Source organism: Segatella sinensis, from assembly GCF_040095255.1.
In the GTDB taxonomy this organism is placed as follows: domain Bacteria; phylum Bacteroidota; class Bacteroidia; order Bacteroidales; family Bacteroidaceae; genus Prevotella; species Prevotella sinensis.
The window spans coordinates 46,075-65,123 of sequence record NZ_JBBNGE010000014.1 but is presented as its reverse complement, the minus strand read 5'-3'; the positions used below and the strand labels follow the sequence as shown (position 1 = coordinate 65,123).

General features: G+C 36.9%; 18 protein-coding genes. All 18 read right to left on the bottom strand.

Annotated elements, in window-relative coordinates; genetic code table 11:
* Position 1 precedes the first annotated feature (1 nt).
* The 18 genes from AAAT87_RS05975 to AAAT87_RS05895 all read right to left on the bottom strand — a co-directional run bounded on the left by AAAT87_RS05975 (position 2) and on the right by AAAT87_RS05895 (position 18,968).
* Positions 2 to 1,210, bottom strand: a complete 1,209-nt coding sequence (locus AAAT87_RS05975) for a capsular polysaccharide biosynthesis protein CapF (protein ID WP_349225915.1) — start codon at positions 1,208 to 1,210, stop codon at positions 2 to 4.
* 12 nt (positions 1,211 to 1,222) lie between these two features.
* Positions 1,223 to 2,272: a polysaccharide biosynthesis protein gene (locus AAAT87_RS05970; protein WP_337385605.1), complete on the bottom strand. Its 1,050-nt coding sequence runs from the start codon at positions 2,270 to 2,272 to the stop codon at positions 1,223 to 1,225.
* Between the two features lie 37 nt (positions 2,273 to 2,309).
* Positions 2,310 to 3,422 (bottom strand): glycosyltransferase family 4 protein, encoded by a 1,113-nt coding sequence (locus tag AAAT87_RS05965; protein ID WP_349225914.1) that lies wholly within the window; start codon positions 3,420 to 3,422, stop codon positions 2,310 to 2,312.
* A gap of 17 nt (positions 3,423 to 3,439) precedes the next feature.
* The gene (locus AAAT87_RS05960) at positions 3,440 to 4,585 is read right to left on the bottom strand and encodes a glycosyltransferase family 4 protein (RefSeq protein WP_349225913.1); all 1,146 of its coding nucleotides are present in this window, start codon (positions 4,583 to 4,585) and stop codon (positions 3,440 to 3,442) included.
* Entirely contained in the window at positions 4,582 to 5,904 is a 1,323-nt protein-coding gene (wzy, locus tag AAAT87_RS05955; RefSeq protein ID WP_349225912.1) for an O-antigen polysaccharide polymerase Wzy, read from the bottom strand. The genes AAAT87_RS05960 and wzy overlap by 4 nt, the downstream gene beginning before the upstream one ends.
* A 19-nt stretch (positions 5,905 to 5,923) precedes the next feature.
* Entirely contained in the window at positions 5,924 to 6,847 is a 924-nt protein-coding gene (locus AAAT87_RS05950) for a glycosyltransferase family protein (protein ID WP_349225911.1), read from the bottom strand.
* A complete protein-coding gene (locus AAAT87_RS05945) occupies positions 6,844 to 8,295 on the bottom strand; it encodes a lipopolysaccharide biosynthesis protein (RefSeq protein WP_349225910.1) in 1,452 nt (483 codons plus the stop codon). Before AAAT87_RS05945 ends, AAAT87_RS05950 begins: the two co-directional genes overlap by 4 nt.
* Before the next feature lie 102 nt (positions 8,296 to 8,397).
* Entirely contained in the window at positions 8,398 to 9,810 is a 1,413-nt protein-coding gene (locus AAAT87_RS05940; protein ID WP_349225909.1) for an APC family permease, read from the bottom strand.
* Positions 9,810 to 11,072, bottom strand: coding sequence for an ATP-grasp domain-containing protein (locus tag AAAT87_RS05935; protein WP_349225908.1), 1,263 nt, complete (start codon positions 11,070 to 11,072; stop codon positions 9,810 to 9,812). Before AAAT87_RS05935 ends, AAAT87_RS05940 begins: the two co-directional genes overlap by 1 nt.
* 5 nt (positions 11,073 to 11,077) lie before the next feature.
* Positions 11,078 to 12,295, bottom strand: coding sequence for an ATP-grasp domain-containing protein (locus AAAT87_RS05930; protein WP_349225907.1), 1,218 nt, complete (start codon positions 12,293 to 12,295; stop codon positions 11,078 to 11,080).
* Positions 12,296 to 12,304: 9 nt separating this feature from the next.
* On the bottom strand, positions 12,305 to 13,414 hold the full coding sequence (locus AAAT87_RS05925) for a DegT/DnrJ/EryC1/StrS family aminotransferase (protein WP_349225906.1): 1,110 nt from the start codon (positions 13,412 to 13,414) through the stop codon (positions 12,305 to 12,307).
* Between the two features lie 29 nt (positions 13,415 to 13,443).
* Positions 13,444 to 14,502: an acyltransferase family protein gene (locus AAAT87_RS15530; protein ID WP_431996992.1), complete on the bottom strand. Its 1,059-nt coding sequence runs from the start codon at positions 14,500 to 14,502 to the stop codon at positions 13,444 to 13,446.
* Between the two features lie 71 nt (positions 14,503 to 14,573).
* On the bottom strand, positions 14,574 to 15,482 hold the full coding sequence (rfbA, locus tag AAAT87_RS05920) for a glucose-1-phosphate thymidylyltransferase RfbA (protein ID WP_349225905.1): 909 nt from the start codon (positions 15,480 to 15,482) through the stop codon (positions 14,574 to 14,576).
* Between the two features lie 371 nt (positions 15,483 to 15,853).
* The gene (locus tag AAAT87_RS05915) at positions 15,854 to 16,126 is read right to left on the bottom strand and encodes a hypothetical protein (protein WP_349225904.1); all 273 of its coding nucleotides are present in this window, start codon (positions 16,124 to 16,126) and stop codon (positions 15,854 to 15,856) included.
* Between the two features lie 28 nt (positions 16,127 to 16,154).
* On the bottom strand, positions 16,155 to 16,766 hold the full coding sequence (locus AAAT87_RS05910) for a hypothetical protein (RefSeq protein ID WP_349225903.1): 612 nt from the start codon (positions 16,764 to 16,766) through the stop codon (positions 16,155 to 16,157).
* Positions 16,767 to 16,835: 69 nt separating this feature from the next.
* A complete protein-coding gene (locus AAAT87_RS05905) occupies positions 16,836 to 17,111 on the bottom strand; it encodes a type II toxin-antitoxin system RelE/ParE family toxin (protein ID WP_295411120.1) in 276 nt (91 codons plus the stop codon).
* On the bottom strand, positions 17,108 to 17,311 hold the full coding sequence (locus AAAT87_RS05900) for a hypothetical protein (protein WP_006849455.1): 204 nt from the start codon (positions 17,309 to 17,311) through the stop codon (positions 17,108 to 17,110). The genes AAAT87_RS05905 and AAAT87_RS05900 overlap by 4 nt, the downstream gene beginning before the upstream one ends.
* 754 nt (positions 17,312 to 18,065) lie before the next feature.
* Positions 18,066 to 18,968: a virulence RhuM family protein gene (locus tag AAAT87_RS05895; RefSeq protein ID WP_349225902.1), complete on the bottom strand. Its 903-nt coding sequence runs from the start codon at positions 18,966 to 18,968 to the stop codon at positions 18,066 to 18,068.
* Positions 18,969 to 19,049: the final 81 nt, after the last annotated feature.

Genomic DNA, 19,049 nt, shown 5'->3' with positions numbered 1-19,049 from the left:
ATTAATCTTTTTCTACTGGATCAAAAAATGTATCAGGTTTGCTGCTATCAAAGACTTCATTGCAATACATCACGGTGACCAAATCTTCTGTTTCAGAAAGATTGATGATGTTGTGTGTATATCCAGGAAGCATGATAACGCTCTGAATTTTATCGCCACTCACCTCATAATTAAGCACCTCATCGGTACCTTCCTTGCGGAGTTGAATCAGACCATGACCTGATACAACAATGAACTGTTCCCACTTGGTATTGTGCCAATGCTGACCCTTGGTAATACCCGGCTTAGAGATATTGATACTCACCTGTCCGCAGTTCAAGGTATGAACCAACTCGGTGAAGGAGCCACGCTGATCTACATTCATCTTCAGATCGAAGATAGCCTTTTCCTTTGGAAGATAACTGAGATAGGTAGAATAGAGTTTCTTGGCGAAACTGCCGTTTGGTATCTCCGGAATCATCAAGGTCTTTGGCTGATCAGCAAACTGATGAATCAAATCAACGATTTCTCCCAGGGTTGCCTTGTGCGTGATTGGACAATAGCAGTACTTACCCAAAGGACCGGCAACGACTTCCAAACCTTCGAACTCGCAATGATGCTCCTTCTCCTCCAATGCATCAAGCATCTCGGCTACGAGATCATCAATATAAAGCAATTCCAGTTCTACAGAAGGATCGTTTACCTGAATTGGCAAATCGTTGGCGATGTTGTTGCAGAATGTTGCAACAGCTGAATTATAGTTCGGACGACACCATTTACCAAAAAGATTCGGGAAACGATATACCAGAACCTTGGCACCAGTCTCTGTCTGATAATCCAGGAACAAGTCTTCACCTGCTTTCTTGCTTCTACCATACTCACTGTTGCCGAAGCGTCCGGTCAGGGAAGCCTGCTGTGAACTGGAGAGCATGACAGGACAGGTATTCTTATACTTCTTTAATGTATCAAGGAGTGTAGAGGCAAAGCCAAAGTTACCCTCCATAAACTCGGAGTTATCCTTTGGACGATTGACACCAGCCAGATTGAATACGAAATCACAATCCTTACACCAGGAGTCCAACTCCTCTAAGGTAGAATCGAGATCGTATTCATATACTTCATCGATTACCAATGAAGGGCGAGTCTTGTCTTTTCCATCCTTGATATTATTCAATGCGGCACAAAGGTTTTTACCTACAAAGCCTTTTGCACCTGTTACAAGAATTTTCATAAGTTATCTTGATTACTGAACGAAGTTACCCTCACCAGAAAGCTCATGCTGGATATACTCCAGAGAAGCAATCTTATCCTTGGTTTCCTCCAAGTTCAGGCGATAGGTATTATCTGAGTTGAATTCCTCGATGGTAACACGCTTGGCATCACCCTCACGGAAGAACTTATCATAGTTCAAATCACGGTTGTCAGCAGGAACACGGTAGAAGTTACCCATATCAACAGCCTTGGCACACTCCTCCTTGGTCAACAGAGTCTCGTACATCTTCTCACCATGACGGATACCAATCACCTTGATATCTTCCTTCTTGCCACCGAAGAGTTCACAAACAGCCTCTGCCTGAGTCTGGATAGTACAAGCAGGAGCCTTCTGAACGAGAATATCACCATTATGACCATTCTCGAAAGCGAAGAGTACCAAGTCAACTGCCTCTTCCAAAGACATGATGAAACGAGTCATTTTAGGTTCTGTCAGAGTGATAGGGTTGCCACTTCGAATCTGTTCAATCCAAAGAGGAATCACAGAACCACGAGAACACATCACGTTACCATAACGTGTGCAGCAAATCTTGGTCTTGCCAGAATAACGGCTCTTAGCCACTGCAATCTTCTCCTCAATAGCCTTGGTGATACCCATTGCATTGATTGGGTAAGCGGCCTTATCTGTAGAGAGGCAGATAACAGCACCAACACCAGCTTCAATAGCAGCAGTCAATACATTGTCTGTACCAATAACGTTGGTCTTTACAGCCTCCATTGGGAAGAACTCACAAGAAGGAACCTGCTTCAATGCTGCAGCATGGAAGATGTAATCAACTCCAGGCATCGCATTGCGGCAGCTCTGCAGGTTGCGGACGTCACCGATAAAGAACTTAATCTTATGAGCCACATCAGGGAATTTCACCTGATACTCATGACGCATGTCATCCTGCTTCTTCTCATCACGACTAAAGATACGGATTTCACCAATATCTGTTCTCAAGAATCTGTTCAAAACGGCATTACCGAATGAACCAGTACCTCCTGTAATCAAGAGGGTTTTATCTTTAAAAATTGACATATATAATTAATTAAATTATTTAACTAAATAAAAAACTCTAAATATGATTTAACAAATTTATATAACGCATAGATGTATTATCTTTGTCGTATAATTTAATCAAAGTTGATTTCAAGACAGTATCATTGTTTTTTCTATGTGTAGCATTTTCAACAAACAACTCACTCAAAACTTCATAAGACAATGAAGGAAAATACTGTGCCATATCCATACTTACTTCATGATGTATGGAAATATCAGACAGCAAAGTAGGTAATCCAAAATATAAAGCTTCAACAACTGGCATCCCAAGCCCCTCGTAAAGAGAAGCAGATACAAACATTGATGCATTTGTATATACCTTTTTCATATCAGCATTAGTTAAATGCTGTCTAATTAAAATTTTATTCTTAACTGATGAATCCAATTGTCTAATGAAATCATAAGCATCTGAAGAAAGAGAGCCAATAAAAACAAGATTAAAATCTTTATTAACTTTGCAGAACTGTTCAAAAGCCTTTAATACTGTTATATGATTCTTATGTTTATAGTTAGCACAAACACACAATATATATTTGCCATGAATAACAGACTTTTCTGTAAGTTTGTCTTTATCGTATTTATCAAAATTAAAATAATTATAAATTGTTTCTATTTTTTCTTCAGGTACATTGTATGCCTTGGATATTTCATTTTTAGTAAAGTTGGATATAGCTATAATTTTATCAGCTTTAGCTAAAGAATATGGTATATAAAAGTATCTATGCAATCTAAAAAGATAATAATATGGTGTCTTGCTAAAAAATGCCCCATGCCTAAATAATAAATCGTGGACAACTAGGACTTTTTTTGCCTTGGTATTTACTATTGGCATAGTATTGCCAACAAAAAGCAAAATATCTTGTTGTTCGAGTTTCAAACCGCCAATAATTTGTCCTTCTTTGAAAATGCGACTAAACAAACTACTGCAAGTAAAACATTTATAGACGAAAACGTCACCAAATCGTTCTCTAAAGTATTTACTTTGTGAAGATTGAACTAATAGAACAATTCTTTTTGCCAAAATTTTATCTCTATACTTACAGAAATCATCTAATAAATTGAATAAATATTCTTGAAAACCATATGACTTTCCATATTCAAATCCCAATAAATCAACCACTAGTTTCATAATGTTTACATTAATATTCATTTTAATAAATTATAGAAGAAAACAGGCCACTGTGGAAGAATTTTATCTTGACTAAAATCCAAAGATTTAACCTTTGCATTCATGCCCATTTCTTTTCTAAGTTCACTAGATTTAATTATTTTACACATAGCATCAGAAAGTGCCTCTTCGTTATTCAAAGGTACCAAAAAACCATTTACTCCATCATCTATTATATCTTTTGGTCCAGAATAACAATCATATGAAATTAAAGGCAAGCCAAAAGAAGCAGCCTCAAGTAACACCATAGGAAAACCTTCATAACGGGAAGACATAACAAAAGCTGAATTTTTTAAATATTCTTTATCTATACGATCAGTCTTACCTCGTAGAATAAAAGAATCTTCAACATTATATGTTCGAATTTTATTTTTCAAAAAATCTTTCAGTTCGCCATCACCCCAAATATTCATCTGCCAATCAGGATACATATTATGTACTATACTCCAAGCAGAAATTAGAGACTCGTAATTCTTCGGGGAAGATAATCTTCCTACAGAAATAAATGATTTGTTTGTCAACTCTGATGTTTGTTGTGTTTGATAAGGCAATGGATTGTAAATTTGAATAACATTATTATTCGTTTTGTTCCATTGGCACAAATCTTCCTTAGTAAGGACAATGACCTTATCGTATTTCCTGGAAGTTTTAACCAATTGCCTTGTTCTAATTTTTGCAATAAATCTCCATAAAACTCCCTTATGCAAAGATAAATATGAATTTTCACGGAATTTTTTATTAAAATGAAGTTCCGCTATTATTTTACAAGAAATATTAAGACTTGGAAGAAAATCGAACTCTTTACCAAACAAAGAAATACAAACATCAGGAGATTCTTTTCTTATTAACTCTTCTAATCTTTTACGATAAATCTCATTTTTTTTGCGGCGGACTTGATAGAATTTAAGTAAAGACAAAGAAGTATCATCACAAAAATTGATACCAAGATCATAATGCTTTATGCGCTTATCAAAATCAAAAAAACATTTACGTTTCTTTTGATCAGTAGTTATAATAATAACCTCAAAGCCGGCAACATCCACTAAATAATTAGCCTTTATAGACAGTACACGTTCGGTACCACCAGAGTTAAATATACCAGGCGTTAAATAAATTAACTTCATTTTTTTCTTCTTTTTTTAATTATTCCAAATAGAGAAACAATAATTAATGACCACACAATGTTTTTTAAACTATAGAAATAAGAACCTCTACACATAAACATTGCACCAGATAATAATATTAAATATATGATAGTTCCTTTTCTATTCCCAAGAAACATATATCGCCTTGATTTAGCAACTATGTACCCTAAAAGATAAAAAAGAAATATAACTCCAAACAAACCAAATGCCAAATATACATCTCCAACAATATGCGTACCTAATCCAGCATCCGAAGAAGCCCATTTCGTTGTTAATACTTCTGATCGCAAATCGGCATCAGACAAGCCAAATAAAGAACATACAATAGATTGAGAAAAAGGGACAACTGCCAGGACATAGCCTAAAGCCGAGATTCCAAAAGTAACACCTTTTCTTTGGACAAAATCATAAATAACATATTGATTACGAGAACAAACAATAAAATCTTCAAAATAGTTCAATACCCCTAATTCATTAGCAGAAATACCTGACAAATCTTGTTCAGGTCCTAATCTTAAACGTCCAACAATAGAAAAGACAATAAATGCAAATACTACATATAATAAAATTCGTTTTAAAGAATACTTTCTTTTTAAACAAAAAGCATAAAATATTAAAGAAACAATACATAGTGGCAATGTTCGACTACCAACAGCTAGTAATAAAAACATAATTAATGCCAAGAGTAAAAAGCTTTTTTTATCATTGTATTTTAAATTTATACATGTAAATAAAATGCAAAATGTTTGGAAGACAAGCCAGACAAAAGAGAGAATTCCCCCCATGGCACCAGCGTCCTCTCCCGAATATTGTTTTTTAAAGGATGTCAGACCTCCTGCCACCACAACAACAATAAACAAAAATAAAACACAACGTCTAAAAATAGGAATTCTTGATTTTGAAACAAGTGTAGGAAATTCGTATAAAGAATTCCTAATGTTCAAAATTCTTCTAGGTTTATTCTTCAACACCATCAAATAACCTACGGCATAACACGAATAGGCAACATTAACTAACGCAGTCGATTTTGTTATGACTTTCTCATTATATGCATATCCAAACAAAGAATAATTAGGAAAAACCTCATATACAAAAAGTGGGAAAATATATGTTACTAAGATAAGCGAAAGGGAAAATATAGAATTAAATCCTACAATCTCGTTTTTTTTATCCTTACTAAATATATAATATGCATTGAAAACGACAGAAATAAAGAGCACTAAGCAATACTCAAAAGAATAATGCATAGGTGCAAAAAAATAGAGAACTACAGATAGCAAACAAAATATTTTATCCATTTAATTCAAATTTGTTTCATTACTTTAATCGACACAAAATAGCTATTTTGTATGCAATAGAAATAACTAAGCCTTTTATCAGTTCTTTTTGAGCCAAAAATACCAAATCTTTTCTATTTGCATATTTTAGCATATCAAGTCTTACCCTATATTCTCCAATAACAAACTTAATTTTTTTCTTTAAACTTCTGGAATGACTAGCAGACTCTGGCAGCACTCTATATACACCTACTATATCATTCATAAAATGCACTTTCGAATGAAGAATAAAATATAACCACATAGGATAATCTCCCATTCCCCATTGATCCGACCTTTTAATTTCTTTAAGATAATTAGAATAAAGAGCTTTTCTATATACAGTAGTTAAAGTTGGAATGGTATTTCTTGCTATTATATCATTAAATGTTTCTGCATTGCTGCCAAAAATATACTTATTACTTATCTCATCTTTTTCGTTACAAGTATATGCACGCGCATAAGTAAACCCATATTCCTTATGAGTCTCAAGAAATGACACTTGTTTTGAGAGTTTTTCAGGATCTATCCAATAATCATCGCCCTCACAAATTGCCTCATATGGAATACCCTCATTGAATTTCTTTAAATACTCTGTTTTTGATTTTTTTTGTGAATAATGATTTTCTTTTAAAAAGAGAACCATAAAAAAGCATTGCTTATTTACTTTGTGCTGAGCATAAATAATTTTAGCATAATCAGTTTCTTTTGTATACGAAACAGAAGACTCGGAAAAATCAAAATGGGTTTCTAAATATGTATTTATAACTATTTGTTCTCCATCAGTAGAAGCATCATCAATTATACAACAAACAAAAGGAAACTCCGTTTGCTGTATACAAAAACCATCTAACGTCTTACCAATATACTGAGACTGATTAAAAGTCATACATTCTATAGTAATTTTAAACAATGGATATTTCATAACTTATTTTTTAAAATATTTATTAATATTGTTTTTATTTCTATATACTCATTAAACTTGAGAAATTCACTTATCACAACACCAACAAAGAAACCCAACAGCAGTTGAAATATCAGTATTAAATAATCAGGCAATACAAGATATTTCAAAAAATAGACTGCTAGAGCTATAATCGTTGCTGTAAAATAAGAGGGCGCAATATCGCGCAACTGCTTCCAAAAAGTATAATTCAAAGTTTTGCCTGTGTACCAACTATTAAGATATAAATTTACAAAACCAGTAAATATTGAAGTCAACAGCATATAATATATACCACAATAGATACCTATTACTATAGGAACTAATCCGACAATTTTCTTTAGAACTTCAAGATAAAGGAAAATATCACTTCGTCCTAAAACTTGAAGAATATTTAGATTGATTGCATGCAAAGGATACAAAGACATAGATATACATATTAAAGGAAGATATGTTGCAGCCTCATGCCACTTTGTGCCAATTAAAGTATATATCAATGGTTCAGAAACAGCCCCTAACGAAATCATACATACCGCTGTAACGAACATTGTAACCTTGATTACTTTTCTATATCCCAGAACCATACGTTCCTTATCATCCTGTATTTCTGCCAAAACAGGATAGCTAACGCGTTGGACTATTGAGGTAAGATTAGATGAAAATATGCTTGCATATTCATTTGCACGAGTATAATGTCCAAGCGTTGAAGAAGTATAGCATCTTCCTATAACTACTTGGTATAGCTGATTCCAAACATTATTCAGAATTCCACTAGCAAGGAGCTTCCAACCAAAACCCCACATATACTTAAAACTATCCTTATAGAATGTAAACTTGGGCCACCATTTGTTCAACACCCACAAACATAAAGTATATAACAACTGCTTAGAAAGTTGTTGGGCTACCAAAGACCAAACGCCATATCCCATAAACGCCATAGTAATGCCAATCACACCACTAATTATGGCAGAAACTAGAGAAGCTTTAGTCTTTGTCTTAAAATCTATGTTTTTTGTAAGAATTGTAACTTGGGTTATAGATAGAGCATTTAAAAATAATATCAAACCTGTAACTCGAACTAATGCCGTCAATTCAATTCGATGAAAGAAATCCGAAACTAAAGGCGCACTTATAAAAAGAAGAACATACAATACAATACTAATTGCCATATTGGTCGTAAACATTGTATTATAGTCTTCATCTGTTACTTCCTTCTTACGTATCAAAGCATTGCTAAATCCACTATCTACAATGCCATTTAACACCGTTGTAAAGATTAAGCAAATACCAATCAATCCGTATTCATCAGGTGACAAGAGTCGAGCCAATACTAAACCGACAATAAATGTCACGCCCTGCCCTAACAGAGCGTCTGCAGCACTCCAACCTACACCTTTAATTGTTTTGTTTTTTAATGATTCCTGTTGCATACTTCTTAATATTGAAGCCAAACTTCTATTATATAATTAACTGATACCAGATATTATTTCACACCAACTAAGGATACTAATCTGCACAGAATGATTAAAAATTCAAATATCCATACCAGAAGCAAATGAATCTTTATATAATCTTTTTCCTCTAATTCCTAAAAAAACTCCTAAAACCATCCAGCCAACGACAATTATCTGTTCTTGCCATACCAGCGTACAAGATGAACCAGGAATCAAATACATCACAGCCATAAAACCAGACATAAATACAGCCATAAAACCTACCCAATAACCATGTTTTACTCGATAAGGTCTTATCATATCCGATTTTTCCTTTCTTAAAACAACAAATGCCAAGGACACTATACAATAAGCCAAGCAACATGCAAAGTTAGCCGCATCAACAATCCAAACCAGCATAACTCTGCCGAAGAATGGGGCCACGATAGATGTCAAGCCTAATAATAGCAATGCAACAATTGGGGTCTTATAAACAGGATGCAATTTTGCAAAGCTACTAGGAATCATCCGTGACTTTGCCATAGCAAACATAACACGACTACCACCAATTAAAAATGAATTCCAACTGGTAATGATACCACAAAGTCCTCCCAATATCAATACTTTTGCCATCGTATGACTATTAAAAGCGATAGCCATTGCGTCTGCAGTAACCAATCCTGCACCTTGCATTGATGTCACCATCTGATTGCCATTCATCACATAACCTATTGCCAATACAACCAAAGCATAAAACCCTACCGCCATTGCTATGGATAGGATCATCATACGTCCTAACCTCTTCAATGGCATATTTATCTCCTCAGTTGCCTGAGGGATCACATCGAAGCCAAATAAGAAGAAAGGTGTCATGATAGCAACCTTAGCTACATTTTCAACAATAGAAATCGTATTATCACCAACAAATAATTGTTGGCTAATATTATCAGTATTTCCTATGAAAGCAGAACCTGCAACTAATATCAATCCTACTCCTGCAATAATACAAGTCAAGATATTCTGTAACTTGGCTGCCTTTTTAGTTCCTTTTATATTGATATAAACAATTATAGCAGCAGTGATGATTGCCACAACCAACCACGATGCATAAATATCAAAGCCCTTTACGGTATATAAATATCCTTTTAAGAATCCAGGAAAAATATATTGTATGATAGTAGGAAATGATACAGCTTCAAAACACACTACTCCAACATAACTCAATATCAACGCCCAAGTACTAACAAAGGCTCCCACAGGACCAAAGGCTGCATAACAGAAGTTTTGTACACCTCCTGATTTAGGCATAGCCGTAGTCAATTCTGCATAAGCAAGTCCAACAAAATATATCATCAGACCACCTATAAGAAAACCAATAACTGTACCTAAGACACCACCAGATGTTATCCATTGCCCAGAAGACACGACCCAGCCCCAGCCAATCATGGCTCCAAAGGCAACAGAAAGAACATCTAGTGTATTGAGATTTTTCTTTAAATCAGAATCTGCCATTATCTTGCCTGAGATAAAAGGTGAGAATAGTCATCAAAATAGATAAGCATGTCGTTACCCTGTTCATCCCTGTAATGAACTGTTTTATTTATATCCTCAATTACATCACACATCTTTTGACAATCTTCTACAGTAAAGGTAATTATAGAGACAGGTCTATATTGCTGAACATCATAATTTTTATGTGCTATCTCATGCACAAAGAATTTACTATTATTCTTATATTTGTCCAATCCAACAATCTGAGTTATTTTACCTCCTTGTTTTGTCCAAAGCATATAAGAACAACCACACTTCTTGTAAGGTTCTTTTTGAGATTGAGGCAAGACTCTTGAATCAAGATTATTACCCACTGCATAATTTACCAACCATGCAATGGAATTAAATCCTGTTACATCTGTCAATGGAACAAACATCATATCTCCAGGAAGACGATGTCCCATTTCTAACAAATAGAAATGTCCATCTTGATCATAAATAATCTCAAACCAAGCAATACCATCTTTACATTTGATTTCCTTTATTACTTGTTTTACCTTTTCATCTACTTCTGCAACATACTTATCCAACAAAATGTCTGATACCGTAGTTGTCAGACTATAGGTATAGATAGGCATACCCGGTTCCGAATTCATGGAATAGAAGGATACCAAAGATGGCTCACCATTGGCAATAGCATAATACGCAGTAACTTCCTGACCATGTAGTTTACGTTCTACGATGACATTAGGATTATCAGAAACAGACTTAACTTTTTCTATTGCTTGCAATAATTCTTCCTTGTTATTTACAAAAGTCAAGCCTTTGTTACTACTTTTATCTACCGGTTTCACGACGACAGGATAAACTACATTGTCCATATCTTCTTCAGAAGGATAACCATCACAACAGAAATCCGGAGAAACAGGAGCACCTACCTTTTTACATACTTGTTTGAATTCATATTTATTACGGGCATACCCCCAAGCATTCTTATTGATATAACAAGGAAGATGAAGACGTTCTGTCAACTCTAAGACTTTATCAAGATTAAATTCAGAGACACCAGCAAAAACACCATCAATGTTTTCTTCAATGCACTTCTTCTCCAAAGTATCAATATCGGCAGTACTAATATCCCAACATTCATCAGCATATTTTTTGGCTTCAGATTTTTCTACAGGAAAGAAATCAGTTACAACTGTATATATTCCTGCAGCTTTAGCATATTTTACTATCTGAACGCTACCAGTACTCGTTCCAAGCATCAATAACTTTTTCATAACATTCAAGCTAATTTTATTCTTATTAAATTATTATAATTTTTGCAGAAATCCTCCATCTGTTCCACTGTATCAAAGTGAAGGAAGATGATTCCTAATGCTTTTCCAGCACCATCGAATACTTCTACAGGGTCACCTTCTTTTTTATAGATTACCTGACGATAAACATTCGTGGCTATATTTTCATCAATTTCAATACCCTTGAAAGTTCCTGCTTCGTAGCTATGGAGTACATAGTGCATATAGCAACCAGACAAAGACTTAACAGGTTGTTCTAAGAACTCTGGCTTCTCTCCCATCGCAGCTTGAACATTAGCCTTCACTAAATCAATACCATATGCATCACTCAGCTGAATTGGAATCATGTTACCACCAGCACGAGGACCTAATTCTAAGAAATGAACATTGTCATTCTTATCGAGGATTATCTCAATATTCAGCTCACCAAAGCGAATATCAAGAGCAGTAACTATTCGCTGTAATTCCTTATGAATGTTGAAAGTTTGCTTTTCCGATGTACACAAAGGCTTTTTCTTTCCAATAGGAATAAGCGGACTTCTCTGGGTGTCTCTGAGGCACTCCATCTCTCCATATAAGACGACTCTTCCATCCCAGACAAAAATATCTCCTCCAACAACAGATGGAAAACCTCTTTGTATATATTCCTCAACGAGTAAAACCTTGTTGCGTGAATATGTATCAGCCCAAGCTATAGCTTGTTCCAAACCATCCCAGTTTTCCAACATGGTTACACCTTTACTTCCTGAAGAATCAGTTGGTTTAACTACTACTGGGAAAGAAAAATCCTTCGCATTTTCCTTGATTTCATCCAAGGAAGTTTCAGGATGAAAAGAATAAACCTTAGGACAAGCAAAACCATGGCTCTGCAAGAACTGACGCCAAGGATATTTCAATCCTAAAACCTCTACGCTCTTGGCTGGATTAGTAGGAAGGCCTAAACGCTCTGCAACAATTGCAGCTGGAAGTGCAGCTGGATCAGAAGCATAAGCAAGAATACCATCAACCTGTTCGTCCTTCGCTATTTGATAAACAGCCTCAACATCTGTAGTACTGGCATTATAATATTTATCTGCTACATACTGTCCAGGATTATCAGACAGATAATCACACAAGACTGTATAATAGCCAAGTTCTTTAGCTGTCTTAATGGCAATGACTTGTTGGGCAGAACCACCCAACAAGAGTATTTTCTTTTGTGACATTGTTTCTATTTATTTTAAGATACAATCTAAGGTCCTTTGAATATCCTCATCGCTCAATGCATGGTGCATAGGCAAGCAAATAACACTATCCGCCATCTTATGCGCATTTGGCAAGTTTGTAGGATCCGCACTCTCCAAGCCACGATAAGTAGAGAATTCACTAATCAAAGGATAGAAGTAACGACGACCCAATACATTCTGAGACTTCATCTTTGCATAAAGTTCATCACGGGTCATACCATACTTCTGTGCATCTATAAATATTGGGAAATAGCTATAATTATGACGAACACCAGGCATATCATCGAAGAAGGTAATGCCTTCTACATTGCGCAAAGCCTCACGGTACTTGATAGCTACCTGATGACGAGCCTCAATAGCTGCATCTACCTGCTTCAGGTTGAGCAAGCCATAAGCACTACGCATCTCATCCATCTTACTATTGATGCCTGGACCAACAACCTCGGTTTCTCCTGCAAAGCCGAAGTTCTTCAAGTAATCAATACGTTTCTTGGTTTTCTCGTCATGCATAATCAATGCACCGCCTTCGATGGTGTTATAGACCTTCGTTGCGTGGAAACTCAATGTACTCATATCACCAGCATTCAAGATGCTCTCGCCATTTACCTCTACACCAAAAGCATGAGCTGCATCATAAATGACCTTCAAGCCATATTTATCAGCAATTTCTTGAATTGCCTTAGTATCGCATGGCTTGCCATATACATGGACTGGCATAATAGCTGTTGTTCTTGGAGTAATAGCAGCCTCAATCTTATTTGGATCGATATTACCAGTAGTAGGATCTATGTCTACGAAAACTGGCTTGCAACCATTCCACCAAATACTGTGGGTAGTAGCTACGAAGCTATATGGAGTAGTAATAACCTCGCCTGTCACACGGAGAGCCTGCAATGCAGTAAGCAATGGCAAGGTACCATTGGTAAAAAGACTTACATAAGGAACCTTAAGATACTCTGCAAGAGCAGCCTCAAGTTTCTTATGGTAATCACCATTATTTGTTATCCACTTACTGTCCCAGATTTTCTGGAGTTCAGCATGAAAATCATCCAAGTTTGGCAGTAACGGAGATGTTACTGTTATCAATTTCTTATCCATAAGATATATGATTAAATTATTGTCTATTATTATCGATTTCCGATTCGCTTGTCTAGAATTCGAAAACACCATTTTTCGAAGGTATGTATTCGAATATAATCCAAAATTATGCAAATGAAAAAGACAGATAGCACACTCCCAATTGAGAACCACACGAGATGGTCTGATGTATACTGTCCAACATTATTAAGGGTATCTTTCCACAACCACTGGCGCATTGTATCACTATTGGCATGTATCAACAGTACGCCAAAAGTACTGGCGCTGACAGTATTGATGACTTTGCTCTGCTTAATAGGCAAATCCTTGAAATACATAAATGAACATATCGACACAACTACCGCCATTAAGACATTGGAATCCGATACCAATCTGTAAGGAGTCAATTGTATTCCGAAGTGAATATGAAGAGCGATAAGGAACAGGACACTCAATAAGGAAAGCACTATAGCAAGAAGCGTTAACACTCCCCATTGGTAGTTCTTAATGCGCGGGAAGAGTCCATAAATTCGGATATAGGAAGAGATAAAAAATAATATACTAAACCACGTGACATAATTGAATACAACATGGAGTTTCGGCAATGTACCCAAGACGGTATAGGTAAACAGGCATAATGCCAGAAGATATGTATGCTTTCGCTTATCCATATTATTGACCAAAATATTTAGGAATGGAATAAACAAGTAGAAGACAAGGAAGCAAGAGGTGAAGCCATTGTCAATCGATACTATAGGTGACAACTCCTTGAGCATAAGTTTAATGGAGAACGACTCATATCCGGTCCCTACAAAAATCGCCCATATCACAATCTTATAAAACATAATCTCCAAAAACAGCTTTAGAAACTTCCTCAACGTGATGTGCGAGCGACACATAAAATATCCTGTTATCAGTACAAAACAGTTGATACCCGTCTTACCCCACATTCCTATCATATAGAGGTAAAGCGACTTAGAGGAAAGCGGATTTTCCTCCATCACGTCTATCAGTCCACTATTCACCACGTAATGGTGTGCAACTATTAGCAGCATGACGATGATGCGATATAACTCTAAGTTTGACCGACGTATTTTATGCCCCCCCATAACCGAAGCTGTAGTCATATTAATATTTGTTCCCATTAAAAATTTTGAAAGTTCTGATACCTTTTTCTAGTTTAATATTCTAAATTCTTTTTTAAAGTTAGATTTTTCTCTTCAAGAATGGACAGGAGATACTTGCCATAGTCGTTCTTCAGCATAGGCTGAGCATTCTCTTTCAACTGTTCTGCGGTAATCCAACCTTGACGGTATGCAATACCTTCCAAGCAAGCTACCTTCAAACCCTGGCGCTTCTCCAGAACTTCAATAAAGGTGGATGCTTCAGAAAGGGAATCATGGGTTCCGGTATCAAGCCAAGCAAATCCTCTTGCCATGGTCTGTACCTTCAGCTCCTTATCCTTCAGGAACTCCTGGTTAACGGTGGTGATTTCCAATTCACCACGAGCGGATGGCTTGATATGCTTGGCTACTTCTACTACCTTGTTAGGATAGAAGTATAAGCCTACCACTGCATAGTTGCTCTTTGGATGCTCAGGCTTCTCCTCAATGCTTAAGCAATTGCCTTGCTCATCAAACTCGGCTACACCATATCGTTCCGGATCACTTACACGATAGCCAAAAACGGTAGCCTTGTTGTTCTGCTCAGCATCTACTACTGCTTGATGCAGCATCTGATTTAATCCTGCACCATAGAAGATATTATCGCCTAATACGAGGCAAGCGGAATCATTACCAATGAATTTCTCTCCGATAATGAAGGCTTGGGCTAAGCCATCTGGTGATGGCTGCTCTGCATACTCAAACTTCACACCTAACTGGCTTCCATCGCCTAAGAGGCGCTTGAAGCCTGGCAAATCGAATGGTGTTGAAATAATGAGTATTTCACGGATACCTGCCAACATCAATACTGATATTGGGTAATATATCATCGGCTTATCGAAGATTGGTATCAGCTGTTTGCTGATACCCTTTGTGATAGGATACAAGCGTGTTCCGCTACCACCTGCTAACACTATTCCTTTCATGGCTTTATATCTTTGTTTTAACTTTATATCGTTATTTAAAAGGCAGGCTCCACACCAAAAGCGAAAAGTAGCTTATAAAAAATGCTAGTGGTGCTTCGCCTACCGAATAATATTGTTATTGTTTCGAAAACCTACCCGTCCTTCCTTACCGTTAAAGAAGTCATCTTTTCGAAAACCTACCCGTCCTTCCTTACCCTTAAGGAAGGCTCCACCTTTCTCTCCAAGCCTCTCTTTCCTCAGGAACGAGAGGATGTAGCTGGCTACGCTATAGCCTCCGCCAGAGTTTTGGTATCGTCAGCGAAGCCTGTGCCCTAAAGGGCTGCCGATAAGTGTCTACGCAACAGAGTTGCGATTGTTTGTCGGCTAGCGCATCATAAAGAATCTATCAATCTGCCGCTCTCACGCAAACGTTTTTTAAAACCTTGCATCACTGTATCTGCCCATTCATGAAGGTTTTCTTTCATCACCTGCTTTTGCTTTTCATCAAAACAAGAATAGGCTATCTGTTGCTCCATACATGTCTGAGCCGTTTCCTTTGCTAAGTCCAGTGTATGTTCTGTCACTTTACCATTGGTAAGTCTCTCGCCTAATTGGGCGTAGAAGTAGCCTTCACAAAAGGCTATACAATATTCTTTTGCTGTCATAACGCTTATATCATCATATTATATTGCATCAATCAATACACTTAGAAAATAAGTTGATATAGGAAAACATACGATAAAACAAGTAATCGATTTCGTAAGAATTCTCAATGGCAATTTTGCCTTTTTCATAATGACGAATCTGATAATCATTACCTATTTTTGTCAGTGCAAGGCATTCATCGTTCAGCAACTGTCTGAAATTAGTATCATTGCCAGACAATTTGTCTAGCACTCTATCAACAGACTTTCTTTTATCAACTTTTCTGTCTTCAAGAAAATAGGTCTTAGAACGTTCAAATGCATCCCAAAGTTTGTCCAAAGCCAATTTTCTATCCTCTAATTTTGGCAATCGTATTTTGCCTGCAGCATCAGAGACAAGCCTATTTAATTCTGAATCTTTTGTATTCACCACTCGATGAATAATAAGATTAAGAGGCAACGGGACTTCTCGCTCAATCTGACCAGCGTCTGTCAACGTATAATTTAAGCCATTGCGTTCGAACAACTCATTGATTTTCTCTTGGAATGCTTTTCTATTAGCTCCCCTATCATCTATACTGTAATGGTAATGTTTGAAAAATGTATGGTAATTTCCAATTTTCCTTACATCCTTTATATTATGATGAATATACTCTACCAAGTCTAATACTGCATAGGTGTTGATGTCTTGTGCTTCAATATCGATACCAAATGGTGAAACGATTAGTTTTTAGAAAACGTCACTATGAGAACCAGTATTAGTCATCACTAAAACCAGCTCATCATTATATTGTTTCCATATCAACAGCCAATCAGACATAATATGACATTCCCAACTTCCCGCATATTGCCCAGATAGTTTATGCGGCTTATATTCAGGAGGTAATTTTCCAGTCTCTTCAAGTAATCGAATTACTTTCTTTAGCTTTTCCATTGGAAGATTACGTTTTTTACAACGCTTTACATCCTTTTCAAAGCGACTGGTAGCTATGATTCTGTATTTCATATTCCCAACTTTTCAAACATATCATCAGCACTTTCATACTCCGTCACTCTACCATGACGAATATCATCCATTGCTTCTTCTATCCCAGACATGCTTTTCTGATGATTAGGAACAATCACAACGCCTTTCATTGCCTCAAGAACTTTCTTGAGTCCAGCCATAACACTATTATCTTCCACTTGTATAGTTAATGTTGCCATAACCTATAATTTTAAACGTTAAACTTTTCCGCAAAAGTACGCTTTTTTATTGAAACCACCAAGAAAAAAGCCGAAAATCTACAAGTTATCAGCAAATTCCACAATGCGCCAGCCGACAAACAATCGTAAATCACCGTTAGAACGTAACTACTGATTTTCAGCAGTTAGCACATCCAACAATTTTTCAAAAAAACATATTATTAATTGGTATTGCCAGAGCTGCCAATTAGGCAGCCTTGACATTCACCTTTTTGTTCGAGTTATAATTACATGGGATTAGGGACATGATAAAATTATCGATAACCAACCTTCAATAGTCTTTGCGACCCTTTCGGTTCCCCTTACAGGGGACAGAAACCTTCCTTACCGTTAAGGAAGGCTCCACCTTTCTCACCAAACCTCTCTTCAATGGTCTTTACACCCCCTTCGGTTCCCCCGTTTGCGGGGGACAGAAACCTCAGGGACGAGAGAATGTAACCGCCCTTAGTGCTGTTTTTGCCCCACCTGTCCCTCCCCAGCGGGAGGGTCCTTACCCTATACCCAAGCCCTAAATCCCTACCATAGGGATTAGGGATGTAACCGCCCTCCGGTGCTCGGAACCGCTACGCTATAAGGTTGGCGGACCAATCAAAGGTCTCGCCATGTTGTGCGGGATGGGACCGCCTTACTATAGCTTGCTGATTGGGACAGCCAGAATAGTTCCTCATTGCAGTATCGCTCTGCACTTGTCGTCGCTCGAATGAGGAATACTGTTTTATTCTACTTCTGAGAGGATTACCTCTGGGGAAGTTCCCATCAGGGTTATGGCGGAAATCTTATGACCGCCATTGGCATTTAAAGAATGACCACAATGATAGAGACTATCATCTATAATAAGCCAGCGATCATGAGACTCGTTTTTCCATTTGCGAATATCTATATGATTATCGGGGAATAGACGGTCATGCTCATCCATGAGACGTTGCATTCCTTGACCTACACCTACAGTATAAACTGTCGCTGAAACTTCCGGTTTACGAACATCTAACACACTCAGGGTTAGCGATGAAACATAACCATCTATGATTACTACTCGATGATTGGCTGTACGAATCAAGTTCTCTAAAGCAACTCTTGCTGTATAGAAATCACCTTCGAAGAAGACCATTTCTGCTGGAGGAGTGGAGGTTCGAATAAAGAAGTCGAGCTGCTGTTGCTGCTTGGCTTGAACGTCCTCAATATGGGTCATACGCTTGTCCATATTCTCCTGTAGGGCTATCAAGTGACGGTTTACGGAATAACCTTGAAGCAGGTATTGCTTTATAACAGCATTCGCCCACTGACGGAAACGGGTTCCTATTGGACTCTTTACTCTATAGCCTACAGAGATTATAACATCCAAATTATAGATTTTAGTACGATATCTTTTGCCGTCTGCGGCAGTATGTAAGGTTTCCTTACATACTGATTTTTCGTCTAACTCTTTCTCTTTAAAGATGTTACGAATATGCATAGTTATATTGTTACGAGTTGTACGAAACAACTCTGTCATCTGTGCTTGGGTAAGCCAAACTGTATCTTGATCCAGTTTCACTTCCAACCTAATGCTATCATCTGGTTGATAAAGTACTATCTGTGAATCATCAGTCACAGGCTGCATATTATTGTCGTTTGCCATAACCATACATTTTTATTGCTAACATAGCGACAAAAATACGATTTAATTTCGTAATCACCAAGGATTTAAGAGAAAAAATGC

What these genes read in the sequence shown, in the direction of transcription:
- AAAT87_RS05960 (WP_349225913.1), bottom strand. Translation starts at nt 4,585, where the DNA reads ATGAAGTTAATTTATTTAACGCCTGGTATATTTAACTCTGGTGGTACC.
- AAAT87_RS05895 (WP_349225902.1), bottom strand. Translation starts at nt 18,968, where the DNA reads ATGGCAAACGACAATAATATGCAGCCTGTGACTGATGATTCACAGATA.
- wzy (WP_349225912.1), bottom strand. Translation starts at nt 5,904, where the DNA reads ATGGATAAAATATTTTGTTTGCTATCTGTAGTTCTCTATTTTTTTGCA.
- AAAT87_RS05950 (WP_349225911.1), bottom strand. Translation starts at nt 6,847, where the DNA reads ATGAAATATCCATTGTTTAAAATTACTATAGAATGTATGACTTTTAAT.
- AAAT87_RS05925 (WP_349225906.1), bottom strand. Translation starts at nt 13,414, where the DNA reads ATGGATAAGAAATTGATAACAGTAACATCTCCGTTACTGCCAAACTTG.
- AAAT87_RS05975 (WP_349225915.1), bottom strand. Translation starts at nt 1,210, where the DNA reads ATGAAAATTCTTGTAACAGGTGCAAAAGGCTTTGTAGGTAAAAACCTT.
- AAAT87_RS05905 (WP_295411120.1), bottom strand. Translation starts at nt 17,111, where the DNA reads ATGAAATACAGAATCATAGCTACCAGTCGCTTTGAAAAGGATGTAAAG.
- AAAT87_RS05930 (WP_349225907.1), bottom strand. Translation starts at nt 12,295, where the DNA reads ATGTCACAAAAGAAAATACTCTTGTTGGGTGGTTCTGCCCAACAAGTC.
- AAAT87_RS05965 (WP_349225914.1), bottom strand. Translation starts at nt 3,422, where the DNA reads ATGAAACTAGTGGTTGATTTATTGGGATTTGAATATGGAAAGTCATAT.
- AAAT87_RS05900 (WP_006849455.1), bottom strand. Translation starts at nt 17,311, where the DNA reads ATGGCAACATTAACTATACAAGTGGAAGATAATAGTGTTATGGCTGGA.
- AAAT87_RS15530 (WP_431996992.1), bottom strand. Translation starts at nt 14,502, where the DNA reads ATGGGGGGGCATAAAATACGTCGGTCAAACTTAGAGTTATATCGCATC.
- AAAT87_RS05935 (WP_349225908.1), bottom strand. Translation starts at nt 11,072, where the DNA reads ATGAAAAAGTTATTGATGCTTGGAACGAGTACTGGTAGCGTTCAGATA.
- AAAT87_RS05915 (WP_349225904.1), bottom strand. Translation starts at nt 16,126, where the DNA reads ATGACAGCAAAAGAATATTGTATAGCCTTTTGTGAAGGCTACTTCTAC.
- AAAT87_RS05970 (WP_337385605.1), bottom strand. Translation starts at nt 2,272, where the DNA reads ATGTCAATTTTTAAAGATAAAACCCTCTTGATTACAGGAGGTACTGGT.
- rfbA (WP_349225905.1), bottom strand. Translation starts at nt 15,482, where the DNA reads ATGAAAGGAATAGTGTTAGCAGGTGGTAGCGGAACACGCTTGTATCCT.
- AAAT87_RS05940 (WP_349225909.1), bottom strand. Translation starts at nt 9,810, where the DNA reads ATGGCAGATTCTGATTTAAAGAAAAATCTCAATACACTAGATGTTCTT.
- AAAT87_RS05945 (WP_349225910.1), bottom strand. Translation starts at nt 8,295, where the DNA reads ATGCAACAGGAATCATTAAAAAACAAAACAATTAAAGGTGTAGGTTGG.